Source organism: Leptospira gomenensis, assembly GCF_004770155.1.
Classification (GTDB): domain Bacteria; phylum Spirochaetota; class Leptospiria; order Leptospirales; family Leptospiraceae; genus Leptospira; species Leptospira gomenensis.
In genome coordinates this window covers 19,643-44,313 of record NZ_RQFA01000033.1, presented here as the reverse complement: position 1 = coordinate 44,313, position 24,671 = coordinate 19,643, and the positions used below count along the sequence as shown (strand labels likewise).

Annotated in this window: 18 protein-coding genes; 7 read left to right on the top strand and 11 right to left on the bottom strand. The window is 46.0% G+C overall.

Going from position 1 to position 24,671, the window contains the following annotated elements; genetic code table 11:
• Positions 1–129 precede the first annotated feature (129 nt).
• Positions 130–1,290 (bottom strand): LptF/LptG family permease, encoded by a 1,161-nt coding sequence (locus EHQ17_RS07955; protein WP_135591463.1) that lies wholly within the window; start codon positions 1,288–1,290, stop codon positions 130–132.
• Positions 1,291–1,363: 73 nt separating this feature from the next.
• Positions 1,364–3,685 (bottom strand): M48 family metallopeptidase, encoded by a 2,322-nt coding sequence (locus EHQ17_RS07950; protein ID WP_167881188.1) that lies wholly within the window; start codon positions 3,683–3,685, stop codon positions 1,364–1,366.
• 200 nt (positions 3,686–3,885) lie between these two features.
• Between EHQ17_RS07950 and EHQ17_RS07945 the strand changes: the two genes are divergently transcribed.
• Complete coding sequence (locus EHQ17_RS07945) at positions 3,886–4,359, top strand: HEAT repeat domain-containing protein (protein ID WP_135591465.1); 474 nt, start codon at positions 3,886–3,888, stop codon at positions 4,357–4,359.
• Positions 4,360–4,553: 194 nt separating this feature from the next.
• Entirely contained in the window at positions 4,554–4,892 is a 339-nt protein-coding gene (locus EHQ17_RS07940) for a helix-hairpin-helix domain-containing protein (RefSeq protein ID WP_135591467.1), read from the top strand.
• On the opposite strand, the gene EHQ17_RS07935 is transcribed toward EHQ17_RS07940, so the two are convergent.
• The 4 genes from EHQ17_RS07935 to EHQ17_RS07920 all read right to left on the bottom strand — a co-directional run bounded on the left by EHQ17_RS07935 (position 4,874) and on the right by EHQ17_RS07920 (position 10,175).
• Entirely contained in the window at positions 4,874–6,223 is a 1,350-nt protein-coding gene (locus EHQ17_RS07935) for an LA_0442/LA_0875 N-terminal domain-containing protein (RefSeq protein ID WP_135591469.1), read from the bottom strand. The genes EHQ17_RS07940 and EHQ17_RS07935 overlap by 19 nt on opposite strands.
• 278 nt (positions 6,224–6,501) lie before the next feature.
• A complete protein-coding gene (locus tag EHQ17_RS07930; RefSeq protein WP_135591472.1) occupies positions 6,502–7,041 on the bottom strand; it encodes a DUF1564 domain-containing protein in 540 nt (179 codons plus the stop codon).
• 165 nt (positions 7,042–7,206) lie between these two features.
• Positions 7,207–8,262 carry a tetraacyldisaccharide 4'-kinase gene (gene lpxK, locus EHQ17_RS07925; protein WP_135591474.1) on the bottom strand — a complete coding sequence of 352 codons (1,056 nt, stop codon included), beginning with the start codon at positions 8,260–8,262 and terminating at the stop codon, positions 7,207–7,209.
• 23 nt (positions 8,263–8,285) lie between these two features.
• Positions 8,286–10,175 (bottom strand): ABC transporter ATP-binding protein, encoded by a 1,890-nt coding sequence (locus EHQ17_RS07920; RefSeq protein ID WP_167881187.1) that lies wholly within the window; start codon positions 10,173–10,175, stop codon positions 8,286–8,288.
• On the opposite strand from EHQ17_RS07920, the gene EHQ17_RS07915 reads away from it, so the two are divergent.
• A complete protein-coding gene (locus tag EHQ17_RS07915) occupies positions 10,175–11,740 on the top strand; it encodes an ABC transporter substrate-binding protein (RefSeq protein ID WP_135591475.1) in 1,566 nt (521 codons plus the stop codon). The genes EHQ17_RS07920 and EHQ17_RS07915 overlap by 1 nt on opposite strands.
• Here the strand turns inward: EHQ17_RS07915 and EHQ17_RS07910 are convergent.
• Positions 11,718–14,147 carry a transglycosylase domain-containing protein gene (locus tag EHQ17_RS07910; protein ID WP_135591477.1) on the bottom strand — a complete coding sequence of 810 codons (2,430 nt, stop codon included), beginning with the start codon at positions 14,145–14,147 and terminating at the stop codon, positions 11,718–11,720. The two genes, EHQ17_RS07915 and EHQ17_RS07910, sit on opposite strands and share 23 nt — an antisense overlap.
• Before the next feature lie 165 nt (positions 14,148–14,312).
• Complete coding sequence (locus EHQ17_RS07905; protein ID WP_167881204.1) at positions 14,313–16,169, bottom strand: OmpA family protein; 1,857 nt, start codon at positions 16,167–16,169, stop codon at positions 14,313–14,315.
• A 113-nt stretch (positions 16,170–16,282) separates the two neighbouring features.
• On the opposite strand from EHQ17_RS07905, the gene EHQ17_RS07900 reads away from it, so the two are divergent.
• Positions 16,283–17,917 (top strand): ABC-F family ATPase, encoded by a 1,635-nt coding sequence (locus EHQ17_RS07900; RefSeq protein WP_135591479.1) that lies wholly within the window; start codon positions 16,283–16,285, stop codon positions 17,915–17,917.
• Positions 17,918–18,344: 427 nt separating this feature from the next.
• Positions 18,345–20,549, top strand: coding sequence for an adenylate/guanylate cyclase domain-containing protein (locus tag EHQ17_RS07895; protein WP_135591481.1), 2,205 nt, complete (start codon positions 18,345–18,347; stop codon positions 20,547–20,549).
• A gap of 131 nt (positions 20,550–20,680) precedes the next feature.
• On the opposite strand, the gene rdgB is transcribed toward EHQ17_RS07895, so the two are convergent.
• On the bottom strand, positions 20,681–21,274 hold the full coding sequence (gene rdgB, locus EHQ17_RS07890; RefSeq protein ID WP_135591483.1) for an RdgB/HAM1 family non-canonical purine NTP pyrophosphatase: 594 nt from the start codon (positions 21,272–21,274) through the stop codon (positions 20,681–20,683).
• Between the two features lie 13 nt (positions 21,275–21,287).
• Positions 21,288–21,626: an STAS domain-containing protein gene (locus EHQ17_RS07885; RefSeq protein WP_100746916.1), complete on the bottom strand. Its 339-nt coding sequence runs from the start codon at positions 21,624–21,626 to the stop codon at positions 21,288–21,290.
• Positions 21,627–21,869: 243 nt separating this feature from the next.
• Between EHQ17_RS07885 and EHQ17_RS07880 the strand changes: the two genes are divergently transcribed.
• The gene (locus tag EHQ17_RS07880) at positions 21,870–22,979 is read left to right on the top strand and encodes a catalase family protein (protein WP_135591485.1); all 1,110 of its coding nucleotides are present in this window, start codon (positions 21,870–21,872) and stop codon (positions 22,977–22,979) included.
• A 2-nt stretch (positions 22,980–22,981) separates the two neighbouring features.
• Here EHQ17_RS07880 and EHQ17_RS07875 read toward each other — a convergent pair whose 3' ends face one another.
• Positions 22,982–23,452, bottom strand: a complete 471-nt coding sequence (locus EHQ17_RS07875) for a nuclear transport factor 2 family protein (protein ID WP_135591487.1) — start codon at positions 23,450–23,452, stop codon at positions 22,982–22,984.
• Positions 23,453–23,690: 238 nt separating this feature from the next.
• On the opposite strand from EHQ17_RS07875, the gene EHQ17_RS07870 reads away from it, so the two are divergent.
• On the top strand, positions 23,691–24,632 hold the full coding sequence (locus EHQ17_RS07870) for an MBL fold metallo-hydrolase (protein WP_135591489.1): 942 nt from the start codon (positions 23,691–23,693) through the stop codon (positions 24,630–24,632).
• The last annotated feature ends 39 nt before the right edge of the window (positions 24,633–24,671 follow it).

Here is a 24,671-nt window from a genome sequence, read left to right as displayed (position 1 = left end):
GAAATACTCTATGTCGCATCAAAGATCTTACTTCTGGAGACAATCTATACTAGATATCGGACGGTATTCGGGAAATAAATGAATTTTTTTTTCCCATTTGGAAAAAAATTTACGAAATGACTTAAGATTTTATAGGTTCATGCGACGAAACATCCAGAAGCACAATCCCAAAAACAATCCGGGTGTGATCCAAACTCCCGCAAAAGCCGGTATTACGGCGTTTTCTCCCAAGGACTTTCCCGCCGAATTGAATATATAATAAACCAATACGACGCCTATCGTGATTCCCAGAGAAGCCACACCGGCCGTTTTTTTGGTGAAATACCCAGCGATCGTTCCGATCAAGGTTACGATGATGGTCATCATAGGAGTCGCGAACACCGCGTGTTTTTCCGTGAGCACGTCCCCGTAGGCGAGGCCTTTTTGGATTCTACGTTTTTGTTCCTCTTCGAGTTGGAAAAGATTCATTTCTTCGACCGAACCTGCAGGTACTTTGAAGTATTTCGGATCCTCGGGAAGTTCGTATTCCTTTTCCAAAAAGGTTTCCTGCGATACGAGTTTTAAGTCGTTGTCGAAATGCCATTCCTCCACCTTTTTCATCTTCCAGAGTTTGGTCTCGTAGTTGTACTTCGCCTTTAAGGAGGAGATTACCGTTTCGGGAGAGCCGTCCGGTCGCAAACGAATATAGTTGAACCCGCCGTTGATTTCGTCCTTATCCGGATCGTAGAAGTATAAGTAATAGAAGCCTTCCTTTCCTTTTACGTGGAATTGATATACGCTGTTGGCAAGAGTTCCCATTCCTTCGGTCAGCGTGTCGTGTTCTATCTTGGCCAATTTATTGACGGGACGTACGATCAATTCCGTTCCGAGCAGCATAAAGATCCACATCAGAATTCCGAAAGCGATCAAAGGAGTTACGATTCGGAAAAAGGAAATTCCCGCGGCCATCATAGATACGAGTTCCTTGTTCACGGAAAATTGTCCCACGGTGAAACAGATGGAGAACATCAAAGACATCGACACGACGGTGGTGGAGATGATCTTGGGAAGACTGTACAAGAGGAACAACGCGATATGATAACGGGGCGCTTTGGTCGTGGTGAAGTTTCTCATGTTGTCGTTTACGAGGGATAACAACATGATTCCCGTAAGCAGAATCACCGTTCCGATGAAGATTTTGAAAAATTCTCCGAAAAGATATCGATCCAGAATCTTAGGCGGAAAAAATTCCTCCTTCCACTTTAGCAGGTAGGATCTGATTTCACGCGGCTGGAAAGAAATTGCGGACATGTTTTCGGGAACCCGAGAACCATTCTGAAAGGGTTTCCGCAAATGGCAACCCCTTCCTTCGTCGCCGATTCGATCATCGAAATACCGCGAAACTCGTCAGATATAAGGCCCCGCCTATGATTCCCGCCGCCGCGATGAATCGTAAAAGCCCAGGCAATAATCCGTCCGCGGTTTGGAATCGATCCCAAAAATCCAATTTGGTCTGAAGTTTTCGTTCCTTTCCCGGAACGAGTTTCGGATATTCGGGCGCAGGTTTCGAAGGCGCGGGTGCGGTTCCGATCGTATATTTCGGATCGCGGATTTGTTCGGCGACTTTGGCTTCCGCAGCCAACAACGTTTCAAGGCTTTCCCTCTGTAAAGCGTAGAAGGCTCCGATGGCTTCGTCGATCCAGGAATCCACCACTTCCAACCATTGTTGCATGTTGTCTTCGGTGGCCGCCGTGAATCCGAATTCGCTGAACGCGGCGGACCATTCCGTCAGTTCCAGGCGGGAGAGTAGTTCGGAATCAAGGATTACGTTTTTCTTATGTTTGTGAATCAAGGCGAGCGCGTCATAAACTTGGTTTCCAGCGGAGACGAGACGTTTTAATTCCCGTTCGCTTACGTGGCGATCCGCGGTGACTATCGTATAAACGTTGTTCAGAAGTCCGCGCGCGTCTTCCAGGTCCGCCTGCGTATGATCGGCGTAGTGCAGAATTTCCAAAAGTCCGCGCAGGTATTCCGGCCAACCGGCGCCTATTCGTTCCGCGGCGCGTAGATGTGCGGTTCTACAAAGTCGATCGTGTTCGAATAAAGATCTTCGTTCCGTTTTACATTCCTTTTCCAGGTCTTCGATGACGACGGAAAGTTCCTTCTTTTTTAATTCGTTTCCTCGGAATCGTATGATTCCGTCCGGCGGAGTATAAAATCCGTCTCGGAGCGCGCTCAATAAGTTTTTTTCCTTTTCCAAAGAGCGTATTTTTTCCAGACGTTCGGATAAACTTTGCGGATAGATCGCATCTAACGTTTCCGGGATCGAATCGATTTCGGTCTGATAAAATTCTTCGGGAGATGACGCATAACGTGTGAACGATCGACCCAGATAGGAGCCCTTGTAACGGCTATTTAGATATTCCTTGGAGTAAAACTTTTCCACGGAAACCAGGATTTCCGGGTCGTGCTCGAATTCCGTCTGGAACTTGGAAAGAATTCGGTCCGTGAATTTTTCGCGTAACGATTCCGGGTCGTCGAAAACGAGCCAACTGCTTCGGTCGTCCAAGTCCGCGCGCACGTATTTTTTTTTGGCGTTGGCTTCCCGTTCGTGATTGTACGGATGCGTGGCCCACATACGAGGAGGTTGCGCGATTTCCGAGCTGAAGACTCTGTGTTTCTCGGGATTTTCCGCGGGAAGTTCGGGGACACGTCCGTAACTCGGGTTGTTCAAAATTCTACGCGATTGATCGATCACTTTGGTATGGATCGGAAAAATATCCTTCGCTACTTTTCCCGTGCGAATATGATCGAATAAGAATCCTTGTGTGGTTTCCCATGCTTCGTCCGCGGCTTGCAATTTATGTAATGCATGAATCAACGCGTCGCTTCCCGTTACGGAAACCGCGACCAAGTCAGCTTGAAATTCCATTTCGCGGGAAAGGGCGCGTTGCGCCAATACGATCAGGTTGAAAAAGGATTCCAACGCGGAACGTAGGGACCAGATGACGAGGCGTAATGTCCAACCGATCCACGCGACGCGGATATCGAATCGTGATACCGATGCAAGAAACTTATCGAGCGCGTCGCGTTTGCCGATCAAATGCGCGGCCACCTGTTGCGCGATGTAAACCCAATTTCCCACGGCCATACTACGTTGTGCGAAATGTCCGAACTCGTGTGCGAGGACGGCTTTGAGTTCGCTTATACTCAGAACGTTCACGAGCGCTAGGCCGATTTCGAGATTCTTTTTAGAAGGAAAAAAGAAATTGAGGACGGAAAGGTCGTAGAACACGCAGGCGTTCACCTGAGCCGACAAGAAAACTCGGTGAGGTTTCGGTGCGCCCGTTTCTTCGGCGAGTTTATGAAGGAAATGGAAAAGTTGCGGTTGGTTTTCCGCGGTGATTTCGAATTCGTCTTCCAGGGTTCCCTTTTTTACGAAGAAGAGGGCTTTGATCATGAACAACGCGACAAGACCGGAGCCGATTCCTGTGATTAGAGAATAAAATTCCGGACCGCGACCGGAAAACCCGAAACGGATCAGGGAATAACAAGCCCATACGAACCAACCGCTTAACGCGAGATATACGAGTATAAAAAACGTCAATCCCAGAACCGTCAGCCATAAATTTCGTTTGTGGGCCGGGCTGGGGTTTCCGAAATCGAAGGGTACGTTCACGGGGCTTGCTGGGTAAATATGATCCATTCGTCGGTGTCCTTTTCTTTCGGGATTGTTTCGAGTTTCGTATTTCTAGTAAAGTCGGAAAACGGACAGATTCGGACAAATCGTTTGGAAAAAACGAGGGATTTGAATGGGTGGTTGGTGCGCGCGCCGCAATTGAAGGAATATTTGGATTGACGGTTCCGTTTCGGCGCGCGATTCTTCCGAAGATAAAGGAGTCGTTCATGAAATTTCGTTCTATTCTTATCATTGCGTTTTCCGTTTTCGTGACTACGGGAACTCTTCTTGCCGAAAAGTCCACAGAGGAACATATCAAAACCTTATCTTCCGGATCCGATTCGGAGAAATACGAATCTGCGGTTGCTCTTGGAAAAGGTAAGGAGAAATCCGCCATCCCCGAATTGATCAATCTTCTCAATAGAAATAACGAACCTAAGATCGCGACCGCTGCGGCCATTGCTTTGGGAAGGATCGCGGAGTCAGGAGATTCCGCCATCGCTTTGAAAAATAAAATCATTTCCTCCGAAAACGGAGACATCGTTTACGCTTCCTTGGCTTCCCTTCTCAACATCACCACTAAAAACGAAAAGTTGGAGGATTCCACAAAAGAAGCGTTCGAGTTTGCGGATAAAAACAGAAGGGGGGACGAATACGTTTCCGACTTCCTGGATTTGATCAAAAAGAAACTCAAACTCTAACACGACGCTTTTCTCTTCGTCGATTTCTGAATTTAATCTTTTCGAGTCGTTAAACAAAGCGTGTTTTTCGTTTCGTGGTCGCGCACCGAGCACCGCCCGTCGTAGACGGGCGGCTTTACCCAAATATTTTCCTAGTCCTTCTTCGGCAGAAAACGGATTTTCCTAGGAGATGTCGTCCCGTCTTTCGAATGAATATGAGTAAAAAAGAATATTCTAAATTAGATTCCGGATATATGGAACAATCCGATATTTTAAGGGAATTTCGTTCCCTTCCCGGAGTCGGTAAGTCGATCGCAATGGATTATTGGAATTTAGGATTTCGCAGTTTGGACGAGATCAAAACCGCCGATCCGGAGAAGTTGTATCTTCGAATCTGCGAATACCACGGGACCCACGTCGATCGTTGTATGCTCTACGTTTTTCGTTGTGTTCATTATGCGTTGAACGTGAAAAAGCCGGAATCGGAAAAGTTAAAGTGGTGGAATTGGAAAGACGGAATTCTCGCTAAAAAAATTCAAAAGTCGAAACGATAATTCACGCCGAGTTGGAGATAACTCAGAGAGGTTTTCGATTCGTAAAGGATCGGGGTTAGGATGCGAGGTCCGATGAGTTTCGGTATTTCCTGACTCAAATCGGAGTTTCCTCCGTCCCCATCCGTGATATAACCGGATTGAAGTTTGTTTTTGAGAACAAGATTACTCGCTTCCATGAAAAGGCTCCAATTTCCGAAAATCCGATAAGAGAATTTCAGATTCACTTCTCTTCCTTTCGCGTTCCATTGATAGTCCAGGCCGGTTTGGGAAACGTTTCGATTGAATTCGTCCCGGAACTCTCGGTTGCGCAGGGAGGAAGGTCCTTTCATTTCCAAATGAAGGATTTGTCCTTGGAGCGAGAAACGTCCTAAAAATCTGAATTCGAACGCAACCCCGTAACTGTAGCCCTTTAGGGGATTTGAATATTCGCGAAAGCTAAAGCGATTCGGGTTGTTTCCAAGGGGCGTGACTTCGCCGAAACTATAAACTTCCTCCGAAGTTTTGGTCCATATCCGTTCCACGCCGCCTATAATTTGAAAATTCGCAATCGGGTTAGGATAGGGAGTAAAACCGAACCGGGAGGAAACTTTTTGGAATTTGGTGTTTCCGTTTCCGACGATCCAATTGTTCGAGGTTGTCTGTGAGCCGCCGTTATTGAAATTTAAGTTTTGAAATCCGAAAACTTCCAGATTTCCTTTCGCTTCGGTTCCTCGCAGTTCGAGTGAAAAACGATTCCAGGCGTAGTATAGGCGCGCCGTTGAACTTGTATTTTCGGTCCGATACGGGGTGAGTAGAATTTCGGACTGACTTTGCGAACCGCCGAAAAATAGAGCCGCATACTGAATCGTTTGGTAGAACGGTCTGAGTTCCGTTTGACTTTCCCCGCCTCCGATTCCCCAGGAACCCTCTAAGTAGTGTCGTTTCAAATCCGAAATCTCGCGTTCCCTTTTTTTAGAATTTTCTTCCGAAGATTTTATTTTTTCCGATTCTTTCGTTTGTTTTTCGGAAGGGAAGTCTTGCGCTCCCTTCTTGTCAACTTCCGCGGTATTCGATTCCTTTTGGGAATTCGTAGGAATTGGGGATCGTTCGTTTGGTGCGGCGGTTTTCGCAAAAGATATTTTCCGAATCAAGGTTTTAGGATATGTTTTTACGCTTCCGTCTTCTAATCTAAATTCTACCGTCTCCTTACTTTGGCCTACGATACTGCCTTCCATTTTTTCTCCGGATTTTAAAAGAATCGTTTCTGCGTTTAAGTCCGATTTGTTTCCCGAAAGTAGCAGCGCGAAGGATAAAGTGGAGAAAAATATCAGGTTGGAAATAAATTGTTTCATGCTTGATTCGGTTGAAATTAAAATTTTATCAGAGCGGGAATCCGACCGATGCCCCGTTCGTATTAGGAATCGTAACACAATCGTTGATTCATGCAATTCGATTTAGTTTTTTTAACGGTGTTAGAAATAAGGAAAAAGAAAGGAATTTTTCGGAAAACAAAGTTGTCTTTGCAATTTATCAAATGAATCGCCGGGGCGTGTTTGGACGGCCGAAAATTTTTCGGTTCGATTTTGCGATTCGATTTTTCGTGTTTTGTGGCTCGGGAAATTCTCTGTGTTTATGGGTCGAACCAATCCAGATAATCGATTACATAGAAAGTTGATTCCGGTTGGCATTTTAGGCTGCGTGTGATTCGATTATTTTGTAGATCGAGGTGGAGGATATAACTGTAGTTGCGGTGAAATGTTGGACCTCCATCGTTCATTGTTAGTACGATAGATTCCCCGACTCCGACTCTATCCAATGATAACAAATAATTAAATAAAAAACAACGGGAGACTCCGTGTACGTGAGCCAACATCCCCAAAAACGACCAAGTTCCGGAATTCAATCTCACGTTGATCCGGACCATCTTCTTCTTACCTTCGCTCGGTTGGTACAATGTTCTCCCCGCTTTTTTTCCGATACGAGGGATGGACGTCATATATTTTCCATAGATTGCCAATAACCCCGGAATTCGCTTGGGAAGATCCTTTCGATCTTCTTCCGGATACAACGAAAGGGTTTCTTCCGGAACCAGCAACGTCACGATTTCGCTTTCTCTTTCCCGCAAAACGGAATCGATCGTATGATCCGAACTTAATACTAATACGCCCATACTTTGGTCGGTTCCATACAACGATCGAATGTCACGTGTTCGGGCAAAAATATTTCGATTGTTATCGATAATTCCGACAAAGATTGCGCTTGTATTTCCGACGACGATAGGACAAACCAAAACGGATAGGACAGACAGAAAACAATCTAAGATCGAGTGAACGGCTTAACTACGATCTTCTTTTCTCCAGGCAGCGATCCGCTCCCGGAGCGAGGACAACAAACGTTCTTCCTTATCCAATTTACTTTCTAAAAAGAGGGTTCGCAAATTTTCGGGAGGTTGAGAAAGTTTTATCAAATCCTTTTCGGTGCATATAAGATAATCGAAATTTTTAGAGATAGTTCTCAATGCCGCTTCGTCTTCCATCGTATAAGAATGATGATCTCGAAACGTCCTGGTTTCCAGAAAAACGGGATGAAATCCTCGGATCATGGAAAAAAAAACCTCGGGATTTCCGATTCCCGTAAACGCGTACACTTTTTTACCGTACAACAACCTGGGCGAATCCACCGTCAACTCCGGCGATAACAACTTTCCCGGCTCGGAAGTAAACCGAAGTACGTCTCCCGAAAAACCTCTCTTAACGTTCTGAATCGTCCGCTCCGCAGAAGTTTCATATTTGGAGAATACGATCCAATCCGCCCTGGAAAGAGAAGAAATCGGTTCCCTTAAATTTCCTGCCGGAATTAAAAATCGCTCCTTATGAATTTTACTCGAATCCAAAAGTACGATATCTACGTCCCGGTCGAGCACGTGATGTTGGAATCCGTCGTCCAAAATTACGATCGTTTTCTCACGAGAAAGATATTCTTTTTTAAAACGAACAAACGCGGAATAACGATCCTTTCCGATCCAAATTTCTGCGAACGGAAGATGTTTTTTTAAAAGCAAGGGCTCGTCCCCCGCTTCCCTCGGCGTGGATTTGATGGTGACCCTCAACCCGTTCTTCGATCCCGTGGAACCGTAACCTCGCGAGAGGACGACGATCGGGATTTCGGGAAACTCCCGATGGATGAGTTTGGCGAGAAAAATCGAAAACGGCGTTTTCCCGGTTCCGCCCATCGAAAGATTTCCCACACTGATCACAAACGCTCCCGGAAGTCTTTTTTTCGAGGTCGATTTACGGTCCAACCAGAAGAGGCCGCGATACAAAAAGGAAAGGGCGTATAAAAGCGGGAATAGGATCGTTTGAAAGAGGGAAAAAAGGTTGAACGATTTCATTCTAAAAATTGAATATTCTGAAATTATAAAGTTTCTGCGTTCTCGGAAAATTGGATATCGTGCAACTTTTTGTATTTACCGTCGAGTTGAAGAAGTTCCGAATGTGTTCCCGATTCCACGATTTTCCCGTCCTCCATCGCGAAAATCTTGTCCGCAATTTGAACCGTCGAAAGTCTATGCGCGATGATGATCACAGTACGGTTTTTATAGAGCGATTCCAGGGCTTGCTGAACCAATCGTTCCGATTCCGTATCCAGCGCGGAAGTGGCTTCGTCTAAAATCAGGATTTCCGGATCCAGCAATAAAGCCCTTGCGATGGCGATTCGTTGTCGTTGCCCCCCCGACAACATCACTCCTCTTTCCCCGACCATCGTATCGAACCCATCTTCGAAGGAAAGGATGAACTCGGTAGCAAACGCCTGTTCGCATGCTTGGCGCAATCTTTCTTCGGAAACGTTCTGGTTTCCGTAACAGATATTTTCCCGTATCGTTCCGTTAAAGAGAAAAACCTGCTGCGCTACGATCCCGATTTTTTTCCGCAGGTTGCTCAGATCGAGATCGCGGATATCCACTTCGTCGATCAGAATCCTTCCGTTGTTCGGATCGATCAGCCTAGGTATCAAATCGACTAACGTCGATTTGCCGGCTCCGGAAGCGCCGACAAGCGCGATCGTTTGTCCTTTGACGATTTCCAGATCGATATCCTGTATCGCTGGGTTTTTCGCACCGGGATAGGAAAACGTCACTTTTTCGAAGCGGATTCCCTTCTGCATTTTTTTGATGAACTTGGGTAGGGTCGGATTTTTGATATCCGTTTCCTGATCGAGAAGTTCGAACACTCTTTCTCCGGCGGATATCGCGCTTTGGACCGAATTGGAAAGCATACTCATCTGTTTAAAAGGTCGCATTAAAAAAATGAGCGTTAAAAAGAAGGCCATAAACATTCCGCGCGAGAACGTTCCGTCCTCCATAAGATACGCACCGAAGCTGAGGAAAATCACTGCGACTATCGAGCTGAACAATTCCGTCAAAGACGGACCTACTTGGTGATAAAAATGTCCTTTGAAGGTTTTATCGGAAAGATCCTGATTCAGTCCCCAGAAACGTTTCGCTTCCGCGGTTTCCATCGAAAAAGCGCGGATGACGCGGATTCCCGAAATCACTTCCTGCAAATGTCCGTTTAACGAGGAAAGACGCTCCTGCTGGTTGCGGGTCGCCCTTCTTATTTTGTCCGCGAACGCTGAAACGGGCCCCATCACGAGAGGGACGATGATAAAAACCGCGAGGAACATTTTCCAGCTGAGATATAAAAGCAAAAGCAGATGCGTAACTATGTAGAAAAAGTCCGTGATCGCGTCTTTCAAATCGGAGCTGATCAGTTTACCGAGAACTTCCACGTCGTTGATGATTCGACTCATCAGTATTCCCGTCTTTTCCTGAACGAACTGATTGATCGGAAGAATTTGAGCTTTGGCGTACAGCTCGGCCCGTAAATCCCGAATCGCAAGATATCCCGCGGAGTTGATACAATAGACCGCGGCCGCAAGAAAGATCAGTTTGAGAAGATAAACGGGGAAGACGACGAAACAAAATAGAAGGACGAGTTCGTCATGGCTCATCGTCTTGAGCGATGAATTCAACTTCATCTTCCACTGAGCGAGGCTGAGTTCGAGAGATTCCAAGCTGGAAAAGGAATCTTTTTCCTCGTATCTTTGGATTAAGGCGCGGTCCTTTTTCGTTAGAGAAATTTCGAAATTCGTTTTTTCCCCGGTTCCTAAGGAATCGAAGATGGGAATTAAGGACGTAAGCGAAGCGCCGTTCAGAATCGACACCAAAAAAGACAATACGATCCCGGAGATCAGTCTGTATTTGTACTTGAAGGAATACTTTAGGAGTCGTTTATAGATGTTCATTGGAACGGAATCGTCTTTTGAATACTTCTCTACCCTTTTTTACAGGAATCCTCCTTTTGTCCCTTCTTTTTTCCGCTTGTGCCCCAAGCGACGCCGATCCGGAAGAATTGATTCTTTCCCTGCCTTCCGATCCTATCAGTTTGGATCCGTTGTTCGCTACGGATCTATCTTCGCGAACGCTCGGAAAATTTTTATATCCGTTTCTGTTTCAAAAAACTCCGGAAGGAAAACCGGCGTATCAACTCGTACGATCTCATCGGCTGGAAGGCTCCGGAGAAATCCGTTCCTTACGATTGAGTCTGCGATCTCATTCTTTGTCCGACGGAACCGAACTCGGTGCGCGGCACGTCAAAGAATCCCTGGATCGATTGAGAAACACTGCGGGGCCGAGAAAAATTCGTTATTCCTTTTTGAAGGAAGTGAACGTAATCGGTGAAAAGGATTTAGAATTGAGGATATCGGGAGGATTGAGACAAGCGGTGGATGCTCTTTCCCTTCCTCCGGCCGGGATCGTTTGTTGCAGGCGGCCCGGCGATTCGGAGCCGAAACCGGCGTCCCTGGAAACATTAGAAAATAATGATATAGTAACGTATCCGAAACCCGGGAAATACGTCCTTAAGGAATGGAAAAAGAACAATTACGTCCTTTTGGAAAGGAATCCCCATTGGCGAGGCGAACCTCTCCCCAAAAAAATCCGACTGAGAATTTTATCTTCCGCTTCCACGGGTCTTTTCCTTTTTTCCAAGGGAAGAATGGATCTGATGCGTCTTCCGAATTTTCTGCTCCGTAATCCGAACATACGATCCGAAAATCTCGCGTTCCGAAAAGGAGGAGGGGTTCAATACGTGGCCATACGGGCGAACGAACCTTGTTTCGATCTTCCGTTTAGAAAGGCGCTTAACGCGGCGGTCGATCCGGATTTGATCGTGGAAAAATTGTTGGAAGGAAATGCGGATCGGACGGTCGGTCCTATTCCTCCGGTCCATATTACAACTTCCATTATGAAAAAACTTTTTTCCAAAAGCGGAAGCGAAAATCGTCCCGAAAGGGAAGTTTCCCTCGACGCGGCCAAGGAGTATCTGAAACGTTCCTCCTGTTATCCTCGAATCCTGGAACGGGAAATCGATTTTAGAATGCGAGGAGACGACGAAAACAACGCCAACGGAGCGGCGATCGTCGGGTTTTTAAAAGAGTTAGGTTTAAAAGTGAAACTTCGTCCGATGGAAAAGGCCGCTCTTTACAAGGAAAACGCGGAGAATAAAGGAGACTTAACGTTATTGTTTTGGTATGCGGATCTGCCGGGGGCTTGGAATTTTATCGATCCTTTGTTTTCCGGAAAAGACAAGGGCAACGGCGGAAACAGAGCGCATTACGAACGAGCCGAATTGGAGGCGCTGTTCGAAAAGGCGAGGATTTCCGATTCCCTCGATCCGGAATCGGAAATTTCGGAAGCCCTGAAAATTCTACTGCGGGAGGTTCCTTGGATTTTTCTTTGGTCTCCGCATGAGACATTTCTAATATCAGAAAAATCTAAACTATATCCTAGTTTGACGGATTATCTTTAACTTCGGGAAGTTCCAGCTCCACTGAATCTCCGTCTCCGTCCTCCGAGTTCGGAGTCGTTCCTCTCGATTCCTCGGTTTTGATCTCATCTTGGGAAGGTTCGGCGGAAACCGTCGCACCCGCGGGAGCCTCGGGTTGTTCCCCGATATAATAGTATTGTCCGTAAAGAGGATGTGCGCAGACGACGGACGGATGTAGAAGTAGTCCGGTGTCTCCACAAACGTCCACTTTCACAAAATCGCCGTTAAACGGTTTGATCAACGTTTCCGAAAAGCCGATATTTCGCGCGACGTAACTTGCAAAGCGGAACCAGATGTTTCCGCTGATCGCGGAGCCTGAACCTTCGAAAGGAGCGCCGATGTCGTTTCCGATCCAGACCGTAGTGACCAGATCCGGATTGATTCCCGCAAACCAGGCGTCTCGAACCCCTTTGCGATTTCCCCATTTTTTACGCGCTTCTTTGGGGGATTGGACGGTTCCCGTTTTACCGCCCATCGGAAACGCATCTTCTTCTTTGAGTTTCAACTTCATCGTACCTTGTTCGCTCAATACGGCCTGCATCAAGTTGATCGTTTCCGCACAGGCCACGGGATCCAGAATCTGAACCGCTTCCTCCGGATCTTTTACGGGAGCCGAGAACATTTCGCTGCCTTCGAAATCGGTGATTCTCAAAATTTGGATCGGAGTCACTTTTTTCCCTCCGTTGGCGATCGTGGCGTAGACCAGGGCCAACTCCATCGGAGACAGTTCGCCGGAACCGAGCGCGAGGGAGAGATTCGGCTGGAACCTCCTTTCGAGCGTAGCCTTATCGATGTCTAAAATCGCGGAGATCTTTTCCAAAAAGGTGCCGACTCCGACTTCGTTTAACAATTTTACAGCAATCGTATTGATCGATTGTGCGAACGCGATCCTCGCCGTTACCTCGCCCTTATAACCTTTGTACCAGTTTTTCGGGGAATAACCTCGGATATTGATCTCTTCGTCCACAACTTTGGATGACGGGGTGATGATCCTATTTTCGAAAGCCAGCGCATAAACCAGACCTTTGATCGTGGAACCGGGCTGTCGCAGAGTGGAAACCGCACGGTTGAGTCTGAATATATTAGAAATTTTGTAACTACCTACCATCGCTTCGATATATCCGTTTCCAGGATTGATAGACATGAGAGAGCCGTTCATGTTGTCTATGATCGATTGTTGAATTCTGGCCTCTTCGTTATCCCCCTTTTTTAGATAGAGTGATTTTACCTCGTTCAATTTTTTACGGACGGATTCGATTCCGTCTCGTAGAGATTTTTCGGCCGCGTCCTGTTTGTCGTAATCCAAAGTGGTGTATACGTTCATTCCCCTGGTTTCTATGTCTATCTCCGAAAACGTATCCAGGATATGTTGACGGATTCCGTAGTTGAAGTCGGGGGCTAGGTTTACGGTGAAGTCTTTGTCGAAGCCGTATCTCGCGATATCGGAAGAGTAGAATTCCTTCTCCCCGTCTTTGGCCACTTCCACCTTGTAAAAGGATTTAAATTTCTTAATATTCGCGTCCACTTTCTGCGAAAAATTCCTTTCGACTTTGGAAGGAACCGGATGAAGTTGCGGATTTTCACCCATAGGAAACAACACGAGTTTCTGTCTTTTTAAGGCGATCTTGAGACTACGAACGGGATTATAATTGGAAGGGGCGGGAATGATTCCCACGAGCATCGCCGCTTCCGCCGGAGTCAGTTCGGCCGCGGCTTTGTTGAAATAATAACGGCTCGCTTCCTCGACCCCGGTATTACCTTCGCCCAAAAAAATCCTGTTTAGATACATGGATAGGATCGTGTTCTTGTCGAACTGACTTTCCAGATAGAAAGTACAGTAGAATTCCGTAATTTTATTGAATACGTTGCGCGCTCCTAGATCTAACGTGAGTTTGGCGAGCTGTTGCGTGATCGTCGAGCCGCCTTGTTTTTGGAACGTGGTCAGATTTATGATCAACGCGCGCAACAGAGCGGTGTAATTGACTCCGTGATGGTTGTAGAATTCCCGATCCTCCGAAGACAACAACGCCCAGACGATGTTTCCGTGTTCTTTGAGATTGTCCGTGCGGATCGGTTTGAATTTTCTTCTCGAGAATTCCCCGATCAATTTTCCGTTTCTATCCAAGATACGGATGGGGCGGATCTGACTGACCTCGTAGTAGTTGGTGACTTCGTTTTTGAATTTATCGAGATTGGCGACCACTTCCTCTTTTTTGGTCAACCAAACCACGTACGAACCCCCGATCAAAAAGGAAACGATCGCGAGCGCGGCGATACTTCCGTATCGAAACAACGGCCTCCAATGGATTTTCAAAAAAGTAAAAAGTTTTCTAATCGTTCCTAAGAAGGATTGGAGAAGGGTGAGAATTTTTCCGCTGTTTGACGTCATGAGTTTCCTCGGATCGAACGATCCCCGGGAAATAGGATAGAAACCGAGTCCGCTTTGTAAAGTATTAGAAATCGAATCGGAAGCGAAGAATTCCCGAATCGGTCAAGCGGAATTCTTCGGCGGATTTTCGTAGGAATTCCGGCAGCGGGGCCGGAATTCCCTTTTTTACTTCTTTTTTAGAATCGTGAAATTGACCCTTCTGTTCCTACGTCGATTTTCTTCCGTATCGTTTTTATTAAGCGGAATCCCGTCCCCGAAGCCGACCGTCTGAATCCGCTGCGCGGAAATGGAATGTTTTTTGGAAAGATATTCCGCTACGGCTTGTGCGCGTTTTTCGGAAAGGACCAGGTTGTCCTTCTTTTTTCCGACGTTATCCGTATGCCCTTCGATGCGTATTTCCACGTCCGGATTTTCCTTTACTATCTCCGCCAGGCGATCCAACTCCGGAGCGGACTCGGGAGCGATCTCGAAACTTTTACTTTCGAAAAATAAATTATTGATTTGTATCGATCCGTTTTCCCGAATATGCGGAAGTTTTAGTGTTACTTGGACGTTTTCGGTGAATTTGCGTTTGGAGGTAAGATCCAGATTTTGCGAAACCGGGATATAACCTTTCTTTTGCGCGTAGAAGCCGTAGTTTTCGCCGAACGGAAGTACAATCGAAAAGTTCCCCGTGGATGGATCACTTTTCGCACTTCCTATCTTTTCGCGAGACTTTAAGGATTCGTAATGTATTTCGGCCGAAAGCGGATTGTCCTCCGTGTCGGTTACCTTTCCTTGAACGACCACCACTTTTTCGGGGCGCATTTCCTTGGGGAGATACGCCATAAACAACTGACCTTCCTTGCTTATGAACGCCCAATCGCTGTTAGCCGGAATGGAGAAAAAACTTACTCCTTTGAGATTTTCGGAAACTTCAACCGGTTTGGACCATTGATCCCAACCTTCTCCGATCCTACGCGTCATATAAATAGAAAGTCCCTTATGTCCGTCGCTCGAAAAATACAAAGTACGATCGTCGCTCGCCAAAAACGGCGCCATTTCCTCGTGATCCGTGTTGATCGTTTCGCCCAAGTTGATTCCCAAAGAAAAACTTCCGTCGTTCTGCATTTTGCTGACGTAAAGATCCAATTTTCCTTTGGAATCCTTGTGTTGCGACGAATAGATCAGAATTCTTCCCGAAGAGGAAAGCGTCGATCCGCCGAACAATTCCTGACTGGAATCCCCCTTCTTTCGGTAGAGGTTATAAAAATCAGGAAACTTTAATATACTCGGCTTAGACCAGGAATCTTTTTCACGATGGCTTTTATAGAGGGGGACTCTGCGCGTGATCTGTTTTGATCGTTCGTCGAATTCGGCCCTGAGTTCCTCGATTTTTTTTCTGTACTCGTTCGAGTTTTTGGAGGAACGCGCGATCGTTTCGCTTTTCGTTTCGAATTCCTTACTCAGCTCTTCGATTAACTCGCGTTCGCCGAAGGTTCCGAAAACGAAAAGTTCGTTTCCTCCGGGAAGAGCCGATATGACCGCCGACGGCATCTCGTTGTTGAGAGGCGCTTCCATCTCTTTTCCGTCCTCCCAAAATCCGCTTTCGTCCATTTTGGAATACCAGATCTTCTGCGTTCCCGATTTTCCCCGTTTGATATATGCGGTCCAAAAAAGAAATTTTCCGTCCGGAGAAACGTTGGGATTGAAAGCCAAGAAGTTTCGATTCACGTAATCGGGAATCTTTTTGATCGTCCACGGTTTGATGTCTTTCGAAGTTTCGAACGGATACATTTCGTAGCGTATCGGATTACAAGCGGATCCTTTTCTACTGCATAGGATACGCACGGTCTTATCGTTCAGTTTGGAAAGCTCCGAAGTGATCTCGTTGGATTCGATCGGAATGAACGCGTTTTCCGTGCTCAGAAGTTTTCCGAATTGTAAAATCTTTCCGACCAATACCTGATCCTCCGTCTGAAGACCGGCCAAAAAAGGAACGCTGAGGAGTAGGGGGAGCAAGGATCGTATTTTGGAACGCAACATACCTTGTACCTTTCGGTAGAATTTCAGAACTTCTTAATTCTCCTTTTTCTTGGCAAAAAACCCTAGTTTGAAAATCATGGTCATGATTCTCCCCTGGCAGGTATTTCCATATGATCAGTACGTCCGGATTAACCCTAAACTTCGGTAAAAAGATTCTTTTCGAGAATGTGACGGTCAAGTTTAAGGAAAACTGCCGTTACGGTTTGATCGGCGCCAACGGCTCCGGAAAATCCACGTTTATGAAAATTCTCGCGGGTATGGAACAAGGGGCCAACGGTTCGGTTTCCATCGACGCGGGGATCAAGGTCGGATATCTCAAACAGGATCATTTCGAATTCGAAAACGAAACCGTTTTGAACAGCGTGATCATGGGCAACAAGGAACTCTGGGAAGTTTCCCAGGAACGGGACGCCATCTATTCCAAACCGGAAATGTCGGACGAGGATGGGATCCGCGTTTCCGAGTTGGAGGAAAAATACGGAGAACTCGGGGGATACGAGGCAGAAAGCACCGCGGGAGAACTTTTGGAAGGACTGGGAATTCCCACTTCCAGTCATACGCAGACTCTTTCCTTTTTGACCGGCGGATTTAAACTCCGCGTTTTGTTGGCGCAGGTTTTGTTTCAAAAACCGGACGTTCTTCTTTTGGACGAGCCGACCAACCACTTGGATATCAAGACCATTCACTGGCTCGAGGAATTTTTAACCAATTATAGGGGTGTAGTGATCGTGATCTCCCACGACCGTCACTTTATCAATTCGATCGCGACCCATATCGCCGATTTGGATTATCAATCGCTTACCATTTATCCCGGTAATTATGACGAATATATGGAAGCCTCCACGATGGCTCGAGAACGACTTCTGGACGAAAACAAACGGAAGAAGGAAAAGATCGCGGAACTTCAAGAGTTTGTCACACGTTTCAGCGCCAACGCGAGTAAATCCAAACAAGCGACTTCCAGACAAAAGCAGATCGAAAAAATCAAACTCGACGATATCAAACCCTCGTCCAGGGTCTCGCCTTATATACGTTTTAAAATGAAAAAACCGCTCGGTAAGGACGTCGTTCTTGCGGACAATATCTCCAAATCCTACGATCGTCCTATCTTTAAGGATTTTACGATCAACGTAACCAAAGGGGAAAAGATCGCGATCATCGGAACCAACGGAGTGGGGAAAACCACTCTGTTAAAAACTTTGATGAAACAGATCGAACCGGACAGCGGAAAAGTTACGATGGGAGAATCGGTAACGTCCTCCATCTTTCCCCAGGATCACAGGGAAGGAATATTAGAGGATGCTAATACTCTCGTCGAATGGCTTTACCGTTACGCCGATCCGGGAACCGAAATGGAGGAGATCCGCGCCATTTTGGGTAGAATGTTGTTCAGCGGAGATATGGCCAAAAAACCGACGAACGTTCTTTCCGGAGGGGAAAAATCCCGTTTGATCATCGGTAGAATGATCATTTCCGGAGACAATCTTCTCGCACTCGACGAACCGACCAACCACTTGGATTTGGAGACGATCGAAGCGCTCAATTACGCTTTGTCCGTTTTCGAAGGAACCGTGATTTTCGTTTCCCACGACCGGGAATTCGTTTCGTCCCTTGCCACCCGTATCGTCGAGGTTTCCACGGAAGGGATACGCGATTTTAAAGGAAGTTACGAGGACTTCCTCGAAAGGGAAGGCGCGGAATTTTACAAACGTCTATCCGGCGGACCTGTTCTCGCAGAAACCTAAAATCCTTCGGCCGATTCGACGAAACGGGTCGGCTCATTTCGCATTAAAAAATCGGAATCCGATTTTTCTTCCGGCTCTTTCTTATAATTTCGATTCCGTTATATCGTTTGGATCTACGATCCGCATCGTTTAAAATCCTATCTCCTTAAATTCCGTCGTCGATTCGAATCCTTTCTTCGGCGTAGTCGAAGCGACACCGAGTCATTTATCGTTTTTCGTTTTAGAGGAATGGATTCTTATAATTGTTAAACCGAAATCGAATCTGTTCGGAACTCATTTATAAATGCAGTCGCTTTTATGCTGAACCTATTGTAGTTTATTAAACGGGGAAACATCGATTTCGTATTAGCAAAACACGTAGTATGAAATTGATCGGCTTCCGCGACTTCCCCCTAATTCGCGGGACTTTACGGAATAAACAAACATCATGAATTCACATCCATTTCATTTCAGGAAAAAAAACGGATTTTTAAGGACCGTATTTAAGATTTTTAATAGATCGATTTCCCTTATTCTTTTCTGGTCCGTTACGTTTTTATCGGTGATTCCTTCCGATGAATTGAATGCGCAGGTGGAACTCGGAAATTTGAGGATTGAAAAGTCGGACCAAGACTATTCGATGAACGGGAAGTGGTATTTTAAACCTTCCGATAACGCCGCTTTTTCCGCGTCCGACTATTTTCACACACACTGGAATCTATTCGAAGCCGCGAAAAGTTGGCATCTCGAAGGTTACGATTACGACGGAGTCGGATGGTTTCGTATGAACTTCGTTCTTTCGGAGGAGTTTCGCGGTAAAAACGTCGCGATCATGATCCCTTATATCGAAAACGCCCACGAGTTTTTCGTTAACGGTGTGTTGATCGGAAAAAAGGGGAAGATTTCGGAAAGCGGTAACCTTTTGGAATCCGATACGAGAAACGACGTTTATACGGTCGATTCTTCGCTTCTTAAGGTCGGAACTCCGAATTCGATCGCGGTGCGGGTTCGAAGCGCGGGAGGATTGGGCGGTTTCGCGTTGACCGATTTTTTTATAGGATCGGAGGAGAATATCAAACGCAGGTTCAATCTGCATCTGATCTGGGCCTCCATACTTTTCGGTTTTTTCGTCTTTTGCGGTTTATATCATATACTTTTCTATTCGGTGAGAAAATCGGAGAAACATTATCTTTACTTCGGAGTTTTATGTATTCTCGCGGGAGTACAAACGCTCGGTTACAGAACGGTAACGTATTGGTTTTATAATAACGCCTGGCTGAATCAATTTCTGAACGGAACGGGGATCATTTTATTTTCCGTTTTTATGATCCTTTTCTTTCATACCTTCTTCCGTTCTTTGCTTTCTCCGATTTCGAAATTTTTCATGATATTACCTTCCTTGATTTACGTATGTTTCGTGCTTTCTTTCGTTCCCATTTTATCCGAGACGAAGGAGTATTTTTACGTCGGTTTGTTCTGGAAGAATCTACTTCCTCTTGCGATCGTGAATATTTTCATATCGATCGTATACGGTTTTTATCATACTCTTCGGAACCTCGACCGGTATAAAAACGAAGGTAAGGTTCTCCTGGTGGGTTTTACGATTTTATTTTTCAGCATTTTGCACGGTTTTTTCTCCTATATGGGTTATATAAATCAGAACTCCGTTATGGAAGTCGGCTTTCTGCTTTTTCTTTTTTCCATCGCGTTTTCGCTTTCGATCCGTTTTTCGCAGGTCCATTCCAAAACCGAATTGTTAAACGAACAACTCTATAATAAAAACGAAGAATTGACCAAACTCTATACTTCCTATGCGAGATTCGTTCCCCGGGAATTTTTGAACAACCTAGGAAAACATTCCATTTTGGACGTAAGCCTCGGAGATCAGATAGAAAAGGAAATGTCGGTCATGTTTTCGGATATCCGTTCCTTCACTGAACTATCCGAAAAAATGACGCCGGAGGAGAATTTCAATTTTATCAATTCCTATCTGAAACGGATGAATCCTATCATCCAATCCCATTCGGGTTATATCGATAAGTATCTCGGAGACGGGATTATGGCGTTGTTTCAGGAAAGTCCGGAAAACGCGGTGGACGCCGCCATAGAAATGCAGAATTATCTCATCACTTACAACCAATATCGTATGAAATCCAATTACGCGCCGATCCTGATCGGAATCGGAATACATTACGGAAAAATGATATTGGGTACGATCGGAAGCGACGAAAGGATGGAAGGAACCGTGATCTCGGACGCGGTGAACGTTTCTTCCAGGATCGAAGGACTGACCAAAATTTACGGCTCTAAAATCATAATCAGCGAACAGACCATGTATCGTCTTCCGGATCCGGACAAATATAACTACCGCCTTTTGGATTCGATCACCGTGAAGGGAAAAAGCGATCACCTCTGCGTCTATGAAATCATGGACGGAACGGAATCCGAGGTTTTAGAGCTCAAATTATATACAAAGCCGATCTTTGAAAAAGCGGTTCTGGAATATATGAAGCAGGATTTTCAGAGTTGTATCGAATACATGAGAAAGGTTTTGGAGATTTATTCGGACGATCGGGCCGCACACCTTTATATCCTGCGATGCGAGCAGGCGATGCGACAAGGGGTCCGAGACGCCTGGGGGGCTCCGATATAAACGGGCTATTCCCTTTTTCGAGCCTTCGTCCGGGAAATGGCCGGTTTTCGATGAAATCGGAATTAGAATTTTAGTTTATTATAAAATTATAATTTTATTTCGAAAACGAAAGTCGGATGGGAATCTTACGTTTAGAAGGAATACGATTCGAGAAAAGTCGAAAGCCCGTCCAGGGCTTTTTTCCTATGGGAAACCGAGTTCTTTTTCTCTTCAGGAACCTGAGAAAACGGTTTTCCGAAAGGAGGGTAAAAGAATACGGGATCGTAGCCGAATCCGTATTTGCCTTCGGAGTCGTATTCCTCCGAAATCACCCCCTCACACTTGCCTTCGAATGTTTTTTCCGTGTTCCCGTCCACGTAGGCGATCACACAGGCGTAGTGCGCGTTTCGATCCACCTCTGCTCTTAGTTTTTCTAAAAGTAAAAGCGCACGATCCCGATCGTTCCGTCCTTCTCCTCCGAAACGCGCGGAATAAACCCCCGGTTCTCCGTTTAAGGCTGCGACACAAATTCCCGAATCGTCCGCAATCGACGGCAAAGAGGTGATACGATACAATTCCCGTGCTTTGATCAGGGCGTTTTCCGAGAATGTGGTTCCGGTTTCTTCCGCGTGGAAATCGACGTTTAATTCCTTCGGAGTCAGGATCAGAACGCCTAACTCCGATAAGATGGAACTTACTTCCCGGACTTTATGTGCGTTGTTGGTGGCGAGAGCGAGTCGTTTCAACGAAGAAGGGGTGTTAGCGACTTAGTTTGAATTCGTCGAAAGCGTCTTCGATATTGGGAACCACCTTAAAGACCTTGTCCAACATCGTGATTTCGAACAATTGGAGCAGATCCTCGTCGTTTACGACGATGATGATGTCGCCTTCCGCACTTTTGAATTTCTTTTTATAGGAGACAATGATGCCTAACGCAGTGGAACAGATATGATTCACTTCCGTAAGATCGATGATGATCTTGGGGGACGGATCAAAGTTGTGTTCGCTCAAATTTCTATCCAATTCTTCGCTATCGGATTGGAGAATCGATCCTGCAATTTTGATGATGTGAATATCGTCTTGTACGGTTATTTCCATGTGAGTCCCGGTTACTTCTGTGGCTTTTTGATTTCGGTTTTTCAACCAAAAAAATAGCCGGGACGGGATTTTACGGCGTTTTTTTACGATTTCGGACGTATCCTATGTCGCCTGTTTGCGAACGACTTTCCGGCGCCGTTCTTTTCGATTCGATTTTCATTCTCTTAAGGAAATAAAAGAGAGGAATTTTTGCGGAATCCGTGATTCTCTCCCTTCATCCTTTAGAATCGATTGGAGCGGATGATGTTGAAAAAGATCGGATACATAACGATTGGAATTTTATTTTTACTCGGTGTTTTGTTTTGGGTCGGACAAGGGCCTAGGGTTGTCATTCCTAAAGACACAAAATTGGGCGCGGAATTTCAGTTTCCCGAAGAAGAAAAGACGGTTCGCGAGACCCTGGATCTTTTGATTTCCTCGCTTAAGGAAAAATATCCGGCAGGCTCCGAAGCGAAACGGGACGCTCATCCCTTCGCGCACGGATGCGTCAAAGGAACGTTCACGGTTTCGGATTCGGTTCCCGAGGAATTTAAATTTGGAATATTCAATTCTTCTAAATCGTTTCCGGTGTGGATCCGTTTTTCGAACGGCTCGATAACGAAAAAACCGGATCACGAAGGGGATATTCGCGGAATGGGAATCAAACTGATGGGAGTGGAAGGCCCGAAACTCGCTTCCGACGAAAAAAGAACGCAGGACTTTCTTTTGATCAATCATCCCGTTCTTCCCGCGGGCGATCCCGCGGAATATTTGGCCTTGTTCCGAGCCGCGTTCGCTAAAAAGCCGATGTCTTATTTTTTCGGAGGACTTCCCTGGAATTGGAAGTTGACCGCGCTCCGCGAATCGATCTCGATCCGAAGAAAAAAAATTCCGGACGTTTTGGAAATCCGTTATTGGAGTACGACTCCGTATCGGTTGGGTAAGGAATCGCTCGCGGTAAAATATTCCGCAAAACCCTGCGCGGAGCCGGTAACGAAACTTCCCGAAAACCCCGCGGACGATTATCTAAGACGGACGATGATCGATCATCTCAAAGAAAGATCCGCCTGTTTCGAATTCATGATTCAAAAACAAACGGATCCGATTTCGATGCCCGTGGAAGATCCGGCCGTTGCTTGGAACGAGGCCGATTCTCCGTTTCGAACGGTGGCGAAGATCGAAATTCCTAAACAGGAGTTCGCCGTTTCGGAACAGGACCGGGCCTGCGAAATCATGTCGTTTAATCCTTGGCATTCCCTTTCGGAACATCGTCCCTTGGGAGGAATCAATCGGGTGCGAAAATCGGCCTACGAGACGATTGCCAAATATAGAAGATCGCAAAACGACGTTAAGGCGGCCGAACCTTCGGAGTGAGTTTATCTCTGTCTTCTCATAAACAACTCCAGACCTTTTTTCGCTTCGGCTTTTACCTTGTTTTTTATGAACGGAAGAAAGCCGAAGAGAAGTCCGGAAATTCCCAGAGCCTGTCTGGACCAGCGATAAAAACCGAATCGATCCGTGTGTTTTACGATTTTACCGTCCTTGCAAACCAATTCCGCGCGGATCACGTTATGCACTTTGTTCCCGGTTTTTGAAAACGTATAAAATGCTTCCCAGGTTACCCGTGCGACGTCGCCTTCCGATTTGATTTCTCCGAACCTCAATTCAAGATCCTTGCCTCTGGAAACGAGCATGTTCCACATTCCCCTCGTTTCGGTCGCGTTTAAGCCGGTAAATACCGGATCGCTGAACGTCGCCGTATCGGAATAAAGGGCGCCCATCGTCGCGGCGTCTTTTTTTTGGAATGCTTCGTAAAATTCCCGGGCAACTTGTTCGGCTGATTTCATAGATTCTCCTCACTTGCGATATACGTTTCCGTTGTGGATTCGTTTTTTTGATTTCCGTTAAGGAACGACATGCGCGTCTTTTTGTAAATTTCTTTTCACGCTGTGACACGTTTGCCGAACATCGACGTAGGATTCCGGTTCCCGAATAAAAGATCGAGTGTTTATTTCTTATCTTTGTTTTTCGGATACGATTTCAAAATGACCTTGCTGAATCGCATCCTTTCCTTATTCTTCGGTTATGAAAAAAATCCTATCGCCCTTCTTCCGTTTTCTCTTATGTTCTTCGATACTTGTTTCGTGTGCGGTAACTTCGCATAACACACGATCCGTTCAACTAGGAAAACCGTTCGCTCCGCAGAACTTAAAACCCGAGGCGAAAGGTACGATTACGTTTCAAAAGTTCGTAGCGGCGGATTGGGCTACGGAGCGGGGAGGGTTGATCAACTTAAAGGATCCGAAAGCAGTCGGTCTTCAACCAGGTCCGGAAGCGATTCAGATTTATTTCTACGTGATCGATCATCCTAAGTTCGGCAGATATCTGATCGACACGGGGATTTCGAAAGTTTTCCGTAAGGATCCGAAAGAATGGCCCATCTCTTCGATCGTGGCTTCCGCTATGAATACGTCGGCTCTTAAAATTCAACTTACCGCCGAAGAATGGTTGAAGAAGGATTCCAAAAAAGTGGAAGGAATTTTTTTGACACACATGCACTTGGATCATGTTTTGGGAACCGCGGATTTTCCTGCTGGGACCACACTTTTCATCGGACCGAAGGAATCGACCGGTAAACGATTCCTCAATCTTTTCGTTCAAGGTACGACCGATGCCGTTCTGGGGGAAAATCCTAATTTATCCGAGTTGACGTTTTCCGAATCCGCCTCGACCGATTCCGGTTTTCCGCCGGCCTTGGATTTTTTCGGAGACGAATCGCTTCTCGTCTTTCACGTGGAAGGTCATACGAGAGGAAGTCTCGCGTTTTTAGTCAGGACGAATTCCGGCACACAACTGGTAGTAGGAGATACTTGTCATACGAGTTGGGGATGGGAAAACGGGGTTAGTCCCGGCGATTTTACGGAAGACCAGGAAAGGAACCAGCGGTCCCTCGATTTTCTGAAAAATCTGGCGGGTAGGTTCAAAACGATCGGGATTCATCCGGGTCATCAAAGTATATCAAAATAATAAAATTTAGAATTTTTTAATTTACTAATAGAGAAAAAT

Bases quoted from the DNA above. Each gene is read 5' to 3' on its own strand.
- EHQ17_RS07955 (WP_135591463.1), bottom strand. From the start codon at position 1,290: ATGTCCGCAATTTCTTTCCAGCCGCGTGAAATCAGATCCTACCTGCTA.
- EHQ17_RS07950 (WP_167881188.1), bottom strand. From the start codon at position 3,685: ATGGATCATATTTACCCAGCAAGCCCCGTGAACGTACCCTTCGATTTC.
- EHQ17_RS07945 (WP_135591465.1), top strand. From the start codon at position 3,886: ATGAAATTTCGTTCTATTCTTATCATTGCGTTTTCCGTTTTCGTGACT.
- EHQ17_RS07940 (WP_135591467.1), top strand. From the start codon at position 4,554: ATGAGTAAAAAAGAATATTCTAAATTAGATTCCGGATATATGGAACAA.
- EHQ17_RS07935 (WP_135591469.1), bottom strand. From the start codon at position 6,223: ATGAAACAATTTATTTCCAACCTGATATTTTTCTCCACTTTATCCTTC.
- EHQ17_RS07930 (WP_135591472.1), bottom strand. From the start codon at position 7,041: ATGGGCGTATTAGTATTAAGTTCGGATCATACGATCGATTCCGTTTTG.
- lpxK (WP_135591474.1), bottom strand. From the start codon at position 8,262: ATGAAATCGTTCAACCTTTTTTCCCTCTTTCAAACGATCCTATTCCCG.
- EHQ17_RS07920 (WP_167881187.1), bottom strand. From the start codon at position 10,175: ATGAACATCTATAAACGACTCCTAAAGTATTCCTTCAAGTACAAATAC.
- EHQ17_RS07910 (WP_135591477.1), bottom strand. From the start codon at position 14,147: ATGACGTCAAACAGCGGAAAAATTCTCACCCTTCTCCAATCCTTCTTA.
- EHQ17_RS07900 (WP_135591479.1), top strand. From the start codon at position 16,283: ATGATCAGTACGTCCGGATTAACCCTAAACTTCGGTAAAAAGATTCTT.
- EHQ17_RS07895 (WP_135591481.1), top strand. From the start codon at position 18,345: ATGAATTCACATCCATTTCATTTCAGGAAAAAAAACGGATTTTTAAGG.
- EHQ17_RS07885 (WP_100746916.1), bottom strand. From the start codon at position 21,626: ATGGAAATAACCGTACAAGACGATATTCACATCATCAAAATTGCAGGA.
- EHQ17_RS07880 (WP_135591485.1), top strand. From the start codon at position 21,870: ATGTTGAAAAAGATCGGATACATAACGATTGGAATTTTATTTTTACTC.
- EHQ17_RS07875 (WP_135591487.1), bottom strand. From the start codon at position 23,452: ATGAAATCAGCCGAACAAGTTGCCCGGGAATTTTACGAAGCATTCCAA.
- EHQ17_RS07870 (WP_135591489.1), top strand. From the start codon at position 23,691: ATGAAAAAAATCCTATCGCCCTTCTTCCGTTTTCTCTTATGTTCTTCG.